Origin of the sequence: Aeromicrobium sp. 50.2.37 (genome assembly GCF_024655735.1) — a bacterium.
Classification (GTDB): Bacteria; Actinomycetota; Actinomycetes; order Propionibacteriales; family Nocardioidaceae; genus Aeromicrobium.
The window spans coordinates 80,592-87,713 of record NZ_JANLGG010000017.1; the positions used below are offsets into that span (position 1 = coordinate 80,592).

The following is a 7,122-nucleotide window of genomic DNA, read 5'->3' on the forward strand; positions in this document are numbered from 1 at the left end:
ACCGCCCCGTCCACCACGTCCGCGGCGCCCGGCGCCGCCCCGTCCGAGGTGGCCCAGTCCGAGGTCGAGCAGTCCGAGGTCACCCAGCGCGGTGCGCTGCGCGACGGCGCCTTCGGGTCCGCCACCGGGCTGGTCTGCCGCGAGTGCGGCGCCACGCGACCGCTCGGCCCGCACTACGCCTGCGACGACTGTTTCGGTCCGCTCGAGGTCGACTACGACTTCGGCACCGTCACGCGCGAGCAGATCGAGAGCGGCCCGCGCAACATCTGGCGCTACAAGGCACTCCTGCCGGTGCCCGACGACATCGAGTCCAGCCCAAACACCGAGCCCGGCTTCACCCGGCTGCTCGAGGCGCGCAACCTCGCCGGCGAGCTGGGGCTCACGAAGCTCTGGGTCAAGGACGACAGCACCAACCCCACCAACTCCTTCAAGGACCGCGTCGTCGCGTGCGCCCTGAGCGCGGCCACCGAGCTGGGCGCGAAGGTCTTCGCGTGCCCGTCGACCGGCAACCTCGCGAACGCCGTGGCCGCCGCCGGGGCCCGCGCCGGCATCCGCACGGTCGTGTTCATCCCGAGCAACCTCGAGACGCCCAAGCAGGTGAACTCGGCCGTCTTCACCGACAACCTCGTCGCCGTCGAGGGCAACTACGACGACGTCAACAAGCTCGCCAGCGAGATCGCCGGCGAGGAGGACGGCTGGGCGTTCGTCAACGTCAACGTGCGACCGTTCTACGCCGAGGGCTCCAAGACGCTGGGCTACGAGATCGCCGAGCAGCTGGGCTGGCGCCTGCCCGACCAGATCGTCATCCCGGTGGCCTCCGGCTCGCAGCTGACCAAGGTGCACAAGGCGTTCAAGGAGCTCATCGACCTCGGCCTCGTCGAGGACAAGCCCTACAAGGTCTTCGGCGCCCAGGCGCAGGGCTGCAACCCGGTGGCCACGGCGTTCGCCGAGGGCCACGACGCGATCCGCCCGGTCAAGCCCGACACGATCGCCAAGTCCCTCGCCATCGGCAACCCCGCCGACGGCATCTACGTGCTCGACATCGCGCGGGCCACCGGCGGCGCCGTCGAGCAGGTCAGCGACGACGAGATCCGCGATGCGATCGTGCTCCTGGCGCGCACCGAGGGCATCTTCACCGAGACCGCCGGCGGCACGACGCTGGCCGTCCTGAAGAAGCTCGTCGAGACCGGGCAGCTCGACCCGGACCTCGAGACGGTGTTCATCAACACCGGTCACGGTCTCAAGACCCTCGACGCCGTCTCGGGCCGCGTCGGCCCGGCCGCGACGATCGCCCCCACGTACGACGCGTTCGTCGCCTCCGGCCTCGCCTGAGCCGACGACCGCTCCCGCCCCTCACCCCTCGATCGACTGGAGACCACCGTGTCCGTGTCCGTCCGCATCCCCACCATCCTGCGCAGCTACACCGGCGACTCCTCCAAGGTCGAGGCCGAGGGCGCGACGCTCGCCGAGGTGCTCGACTCGCTGGAGTCGTCCTACGCCGGCATCAAGGCCCGCATCGTCGACGAGGACGGCAAGCTCCGCCGATTCGTGAACGTGTACGTGGCCGAGGAGGACGTGCGCTTCGCCCAGGGCCTCGAGACCCCGGTGAAGGACGGCGCGCAGATCAGCATCATCCCCGCGGTCGCCGGCGGCTGCGCCTGATCCCGAGGGCGCCCCGCGCCCGAGCGGATCTGGCGGGTCGAGTGGTCTCTCGGCGAAGCCGATCCCGCTGTATCGAGACCTGGTGAGGGGTCGGACCCGGCCGTCGTGTGCGGCAACGCCGAGCCGTTGCCGGGTGGTCTCGATACGCCGTCCCGAGCTCCTCCGTCGCCGGACCGGCTACTCGACCAGCGGTCGACGTAGCCGAGGGTCGACGCGACGTCGACGCACCGCAGCCGCAGGGGCGAACAGGCGCAGGGAAACCTCACGCCCGCACGGAGAACAAGCCGTGCGGGCGTGAGGAACTCGTGCGTGGCCGGAGATTCCCAGGTCGACCTGGGAATCTCCAGCCGCGTCAGCGGACGAAGCGGGGGGTGAGGGGCGGGTTCCACCACTCGCCGTTGCTGGCGCGCACCGCGCCGACGACGTGCAGCACCACGGCCCAGACGATGACGATCCCGTACGTGACGAAGCCGATCAGCACGAGCATGAGGGGCAGCGAGAGCAGCAGCAGGATGCCCGTGGTGATCTGGACGTTGAGCGAGTTGGCCGCCTGGCGGCGGGCGTACTCGCCCCGGTCCTTGTAGACCAGGTAGATGACGAGGGACGCGACGAAGCCGAGGGTGCCCGCGCTCAGCACGAGGGCGGCCGCCGGCACGGCGTGCACGATGACGCCGATGCTCCGCTGGGTGTCGTCGGACAGGGGCTCGCCCTGCCCGGTGCCCTGGCCGGGCGCGGGCTCGTGGGGGTAGGCGGTCATGAGAGTCCAGCTCCTCGATCGGTGTCGGTGTGTGCCTCCACTGAAGCACGCCGACCGAGCCGCGCACCCCGTTCCCGGGGTGCGGCCAGGGTGCGGTCAGGGTCGATCGGGGTCCATCCCGAGGGTGGTCTCCACGGCCGGGAAGTCGGTCGGGAGGACGCCCGGCGAGGCGCTGGGTGACCAGCGGGTGAACCGCGCTCTTCTGCGGCGCGACCGGCGCGTATAGGCTCGGCGTCAGATCGGTCCGGGCAGGTGGTTCGATCGCGTCACCAGGTGGGAGTTCGTCATGGTGCAGGGCACCGTCAAGTGGTTCAACGCCGACAAGGGCTACGGCTTCATCGAGGTCGAGGGCCAGGGTGACGTCTTCGTCCACTGGTCCAAGATCAAGTCCGACGGCTACAAGACGCTCGAGGACGGCCAGGCGGTCGAGCTCGAGGTGGTCGACGGCCCCAAGGGTCGCGAGGCCCAGGAGGTCGTCGGGCACTGACCCGGTGACGGGTGCCGTCGCTGCCCGTCGTGACCACGCGCACCAGTGGCTTGTCCACGTCGAGCACCCGGGTGTGACGCACCTCATCTGACACTTGCGGTGTCACATGGCGCGCTGACATACTCCCGGAATGTTCCCCGCCATCCTCGTCGCCGCAGAGCCTGCCCCCGTGGGCGGAGCGGCCCTCGACCAGGTCATCGGACTGAGCGTCGGGGCCGGCCTCGTGACCGCGGTCCTCGTCGCCATCGCCTGGGCCCACCGCACCCACCGCATCGAGTGGTTCCAGGCCCTCGGTGACCGTCTCCACGAGCGCACCGGCGAGCCCGGCTGGGCCTCCATCCCCTCCCTGTTCGTGGCCAGCTCCCTCGTCGTCGCCCTGCTCGGGTTCCTGTGGGACGTGAGCCTGCACGCCGGTCGCGGACGCGACGAGGGTCCGCTCGCGAACCCCGCCCACTACCTGATCCTGTACGGGCTCTTCGCCCTGTTCATCGCCGGCATGAGCGCGATCGTGTTCCCGCGCGACGGCCAGCGCCCCGGCATCGCCTCGGTGCGGATCACCCGCAGCTGGTACGCCCCCGTCGCCGGCATCTTCATCGCCGCGTGCGGGTTCTACGCCCTGATCGGCTTCCCGCTCGACGACGTGTGGCACCGCCTGTTCGGCCAGGACGTCACGCTCTGGGGACCGACGCACCTCATGCTGATCGGCGGCGCCGGACTCTCGACGGCCGGCATCATCCTGCTGCACCGCGAGGCCGAGTTCTCCGAGGAGTGGAAGCGCTCGGCCGACAACCACGGCGCGCGCATGCTGCACAAGCTGACCCTCTCGATGGCCTTCGGCGGTCTGCTCATCGGCCTGTCGGTCTTCCAGGCCGAGTTCGACTTCGGCATCGCGCAGTTCCGCATGGTGTTCGCGCCGCTGATGATCGCGGCGGCTGCCGCACTGACCCTGGTGGCCGCGCGGCTGTACGCCGGTCCGGGCGCGGCCCTGTTCGCGGCGTTCTTCTTCGTCATCACGCGCGGCGTCGTCTCGTTCATCGTGGGTGACGTCTTCGGCCAGGCGTCGCACGTGTTCCCGCTCTACCTCGGCAGCGCCCTGATCATCGAGCTGCTGGCACTCAGCCGCCTGAAGGACAAGCCCCTCGTGTTCGGCGCCGTCGGCGGTCTGCTGATCGGCACCGTCGGCACCGTCATCGAGAAGTTCTGGAACGACGCCGTCTTCCAGTTCCCGTGGCCGCAGGACATCTGGCTCGAGAGCCTGGTGACCGTGGTGCCCGTGGCCCTCGGCGCCGGTCTGTGCGGTGCCCTGTTCGCGATGGGCCTCGACGGCCGTCTGCCGAGCAACCGCTGGGTGGGCCGGTCGATCGTGGTCGGGTCGATCGTCGTCACGTCGGTGGCCGTCGGCAACGGACTCAACGCCACGGTGCCCGAGAACGCCGAGGCCACGTTCGCCGTCCAGCAGGTCGGCACGGAGGCCCAGCCCGAGATCATGGTCGAGGTCACCACCACCGAGGGACTCGTCGACGAGAACCCGACGTGGGTGCAGATCACCGCGTGGCAGGGCGGCGGCGCCGGCGTCGTCACGCAGTCGCTCAGGCGCACCGGCCCCGACTCGTGGGAGACCACCGAGCCCATGCCGATCGGCGGCACCTGGAAGACGCTGCTGCGTGTGCAGGACGGCCGCATGCTCACCGCCGCGCCGATCTTCCTCCCGGCCGACGAGGCGCTCGGGGCCGAGGAGGTCCCGGTCGAGTCGCAGATGACCCGCGAGTTCGTCCCGGAGATCGAGATCCTGCAGCGTGAGCGCGAGCTCGACACCTCGCCGTGGATGTGGGGCGTGGCCAACCTCGTCGTCCTGGTCTGCAGCCTCGCGATCCTGGCCGGCATCAGCGTGGCCGTGGCGCGTGTCTCCGGGGCCATCGCCCGGGAGGGACGCCGTCGGCGCGACGAGCTGGAGCAGGGCCCGGGCGGCGGCTCGGGCCTGGACCAGGGGAGCGGAGCCGGGACGGCGTGACCCCCGACCCTGCGGTCCTCGGGGTGGCCCACGGCGAGGTGCTGTGGGCGCACCACGCCGCGCTCGTCGCGATCCCGGCCTTCGTGCCGGCGATCGTGGTGGTGGGGGTGGTGCTCTACATCGCCCGCAAGGACCGCCAGGACGAGCAGCGCGAACGAGACCTGATCGACCGGGCCTTCGAGCCCGACGACCGCGAGACCCCCGAGGACGGGGAGGAGAGGAACCCGACATGAGGACGACTCCGACCGCGCGGCTGACCGCCGCCCTGGTGACGACCGTGGCGGCCGGGCTGCTGCTCGCCGGGTGCGGGGAACCGGGCCCGGGCACGGACACCCCCAGTGCTGCCCCGAGCAGCACGAGCGCCTCGCCGTCCGCCGCCGCGAGTGCCGAGGCGAGTGCCGACCCCGGAGTGGTCGTCGACGTCACCCTCACCGCCGACGGGCCCGAGCCGCAGGGCGAGCGGGTGGAGGTGAAGGTCGGGGAGCCGATCACGCTGAACGTCACGGCCGAGGTCGCCGACGAGGTCCACGTGCACTCCGACCCGGAGGTGAGCATCGACGTCGAGGCCGGCGACGAGACGTCGAGGACGTTCACGATCGACCGACCCGGCCAGGTGGCGGTGGAGTCGCACGCCACCCACGCCGTGATCGTGCAGCTCGTCGTCCGGCCCTGACCCGTGCTCGATCCGTTCGTGGGAGCCGTGCTGCCGCTGCCGATGCACGGCGTCGGCGGCTCGACGGACCTGCCGATCCCGTTCCTCTACGCGATCGTCGGTGCGTCGTGGGCGCTCACCATCTCCTTCGCCGTGCTGGCGTTCGCGTGGAAGGAGCCGCGGCTCCAGCCCGGTCCTGCCACCGCCGGGCCGGGGGCGGCGGTGAGCCCCGGCGGGGGTGCCGGGCCGGGGGCGGCGATGAGCGCCGGCGGGGGTGCCGGGCCGGGGGCGGCAGAAAATTCAGAGCCGCCGCGCCGTCCGTGGCTGGCGGTGCTCGGCCTGGTGCTGACGGTGTGGTTCCTCGGGGCGCTCTACCTCGGACCCGACGACGCGACCAACCCGGGGATCGCCGCCTTCTACATCCTCGTGTGGGTGGGTCTGGTGCCGCTGGCGCTGCTCGCCGGGCACGTGTGGAAGGACCTGTCGCCGTGGCGCTCGCTGCAGTGGCTGGTGGGTCGCGCCACCGGTCGTCCGGAGGGCTTCGTGGCCTACCGCGAGGGCTGGGGGTACTGGCCCGCGGCGGTGGGGCTGTTCGCCTTCGTCTGGCTCGAGCTGGTCTCGCCCGACGCCGGCGACGTGACCACGGTGCGCACCTGGGTGGCCGGCTACGTGGTCGTCACGGTGTTGGGCGGGGTGTTGCTCGGCCCGCGCTGGTTCGACCGTGCCGACCCGTTCGACGTCTACAGCGCGTTCGTGGCGCGCCTCGCCCCGCTGGTGCGCGACCGCAGGTTCGATCCCCACAACCCGTTGCGCTCGCTGCCGCTGCTGCCCGTCGCGCCCGGGCTGGTGGCCGCGATCGCGGTGCTGCTGGGGTCCACGGCCTTCGACAGCTTCTCGGCGTCCGAGCGGTGGCAGTCGGGCTCGCACTCCACGCTCACGGCGTCGCTGGTGCTGCTGCTGTTCTGCGTCGTGGTCGCCGTGGCGTTCGTCGCGGCGTCGGTGGCCACGGGCGGGGTCACGCCACGCGAGCGCCGGGCGCTGCCCGGACTCATGGCGCACTCGCTGGTGCCGATCGTCGTGGGCTACATCTTCGCCCACTACCTGACCTACCTGCTCGAGCGCGGCCAGGCCGCGGCGATCGACCTGCTCCAGCTGCTGGGCGTCGGCAACGGGCTGGAGGTCTCGTACTTCCTGTCCGAGCACCCGGACGTGCTGGCCGTCTACAAGGTCGGGTTCGTGGTGGCCGGGCACGTGGTGGCCGTCGTCGCCGCGCACGACCGGGCGCTCGCGCTGCTGCCGCGTGCACACCGACTCACCGGCCAGCTCGCCATGCTCGTGCTCATGGTCGGCTACACGTTCACCGGCATCTACCTGCTCTTCTCGGTCTAGGGTCGACGCATGGAGCCCACGGTCGCGGGAGAGGTGCTGACGACGCACCCCGTGGCCGTGCTGGCCATCCCCGCGTTCGTCCCCGTCGTGGTGATCGTCGCGACGGTGCTGTGGATCGCCCGCAAGGACCGGTTGGCCGAGGCCGCGGAGCACGCGGCCGACGG

General features: G+C 71.4%; 8 protein-coding genes. 7 read left to right on the forward strand and 1 reads right to left on the reverse strand.

Annotation, left to right across the window (positions count from 1 at the left end):
- Positions 1 to 96 precede the first annotated feature (96 nt).
- On the forward strand, positions 97 to 1,332 hold the full coding sequence (gene thrC, locus NUV38_RS10855) for a threonine synthase (RefSeq protein ID WP_308219685.1): 1,236 nt from the start codon (positions 97 to 99) through the stop codon (positions 1,330 to 1,332).
- A gap of 48 nt (positions 1,333 to 1,380) precedes the next feature.
- Positions 1,381 to 1,662: a ubiquitin-like small modifier protein 1 gene (locus tag NUV38_RS10860; protein WP_257729141.1), complete on the forward strand. Its 282-nt coding sequence runs from the start codon at positions 1,381 to 1,383 to the stop codon at positions 1,660 to 1,662.
- Positions 1,663 to 2,014: 352 nt separating this feature from the next.
- On the opposite strand, the gene NUV38_RS10865 is transcribed toward NUV38_RS10860, so the two are convergent.
- A complete protein-coding gene (locus NUV38_RS10865; RefSeq protein ID WP_055963566.1) occupies positions 2,015 to 2,419 on the reverse strand; it encodes a DUF4870 domain-containing protein in 405 nt (134 codons plus the stop codon).
- A 286-nt stretch (positions 2,420 to 2,705) separates the two neighbouring features.
- Here NUV38_RS10865 and NUV38_RS10870 point away from each other — a divergent pair, with 286 nt between their 5' ends.
- The 5 genes from NUV38_RS10870 to NUV38_RS10890 all read left to right on the forward strand — a co-directional run bounded on the left by NUV38_RS10870 (position 2,706) and on the right by NUV38_RS10890 (position 6,958).
- A complete protein-coding gene (locus NUV38_RS10870) occupies positions 2,706 to 2,906 on the forward strand; it encodes a cold shock domain-containing protein (RefSeq protein WP_055963570.1) in 201 nt (66 codons plus the stop codon).
- A 130-nt stretch (positions 2,907 to 3,036) separates the two neighbouring features.
- Positions 3,037 to 4,917: a hypothetical protein gene (locus NUV38_RS10875; protein ID WP_257729142.1), complete on the forward strand. Its 1,881-nt coding sequence runs from the start codon at positions 3,037 to 3,039 to the stop codon at positions 4,915 to 4,917.
- Complete coding sequence (locus NUV38_RS10880; RefSeq protein ID WP_257729143.1) at positions 4,914 to 5,150, forward strand: hypothetical protein; 237 nt, start codon at positions 4,914 to 4,916, stop codon at positions 5,148 to 5,150. Before NUV38_RS10875 ends, NUV38_RS10880 begins: the two co-directional genes overlap by 4 nt.
- Entirely contained in the window at positions 5,147 to 5,590 is a 444-nt protein-coding gene (locus tag NUV38_RS10885) for a hypothetical protein (protein ID WP_257729144.1), read from the forward strand. Before NUV38_RS10880 ends, NUV38_RS10885 begins: the two co-directional genes overlap by 4 nt.
- Before the next feature lie 18 nt (positions 5,591 to 5,608).
- Positions 5,609 to 6,958, forward strand: a complete 1,350-nt coding sequence (locus tag NUV38_RS10890; protein WP_257729145.1) for a hypothetical protein — start codon at positions 5,609 to 5,611, stop codon at positions 6,956 to 6,958.
- Positions 6,959 to 7,122: the final 164 nt, after the last annotated feature.

What these genes read in the sequence shown, in the direction of transcription:
- NUV38_RS10865 (WP_055963566.1), bottom strand. Translation starts at nt 2,419, where the DNA reads ATGACCGCCTACCCCCACGAGCCCGCGCCCGGCCAGGGCACCGGGCAG.
- NUV38_RS10870 (WP_055963570.1), top strand. Translation starts at nt 2,706, where the DNA reads ATGGTGCAGGGCACCGTCAAGTGGTTCAACGCCGACAAGGGCTACGGC.
- NUV38_RS10875 (WP_257729142.1), top strand. Translation starts at nt 3,037, where the DNA reads ATGTTCCCCGCCATCCTCGTCGCCGCAGAGCCTGCCCCCGTGGGCGGA.
- NUV38_RS10885 (WP_257729144.1), top strand. Translation starts at nt 5,147, where the DNA reads ATGAGGACGACTCCGACCGCGCGGCTGACCGCCGCCCTGGTGACGACC.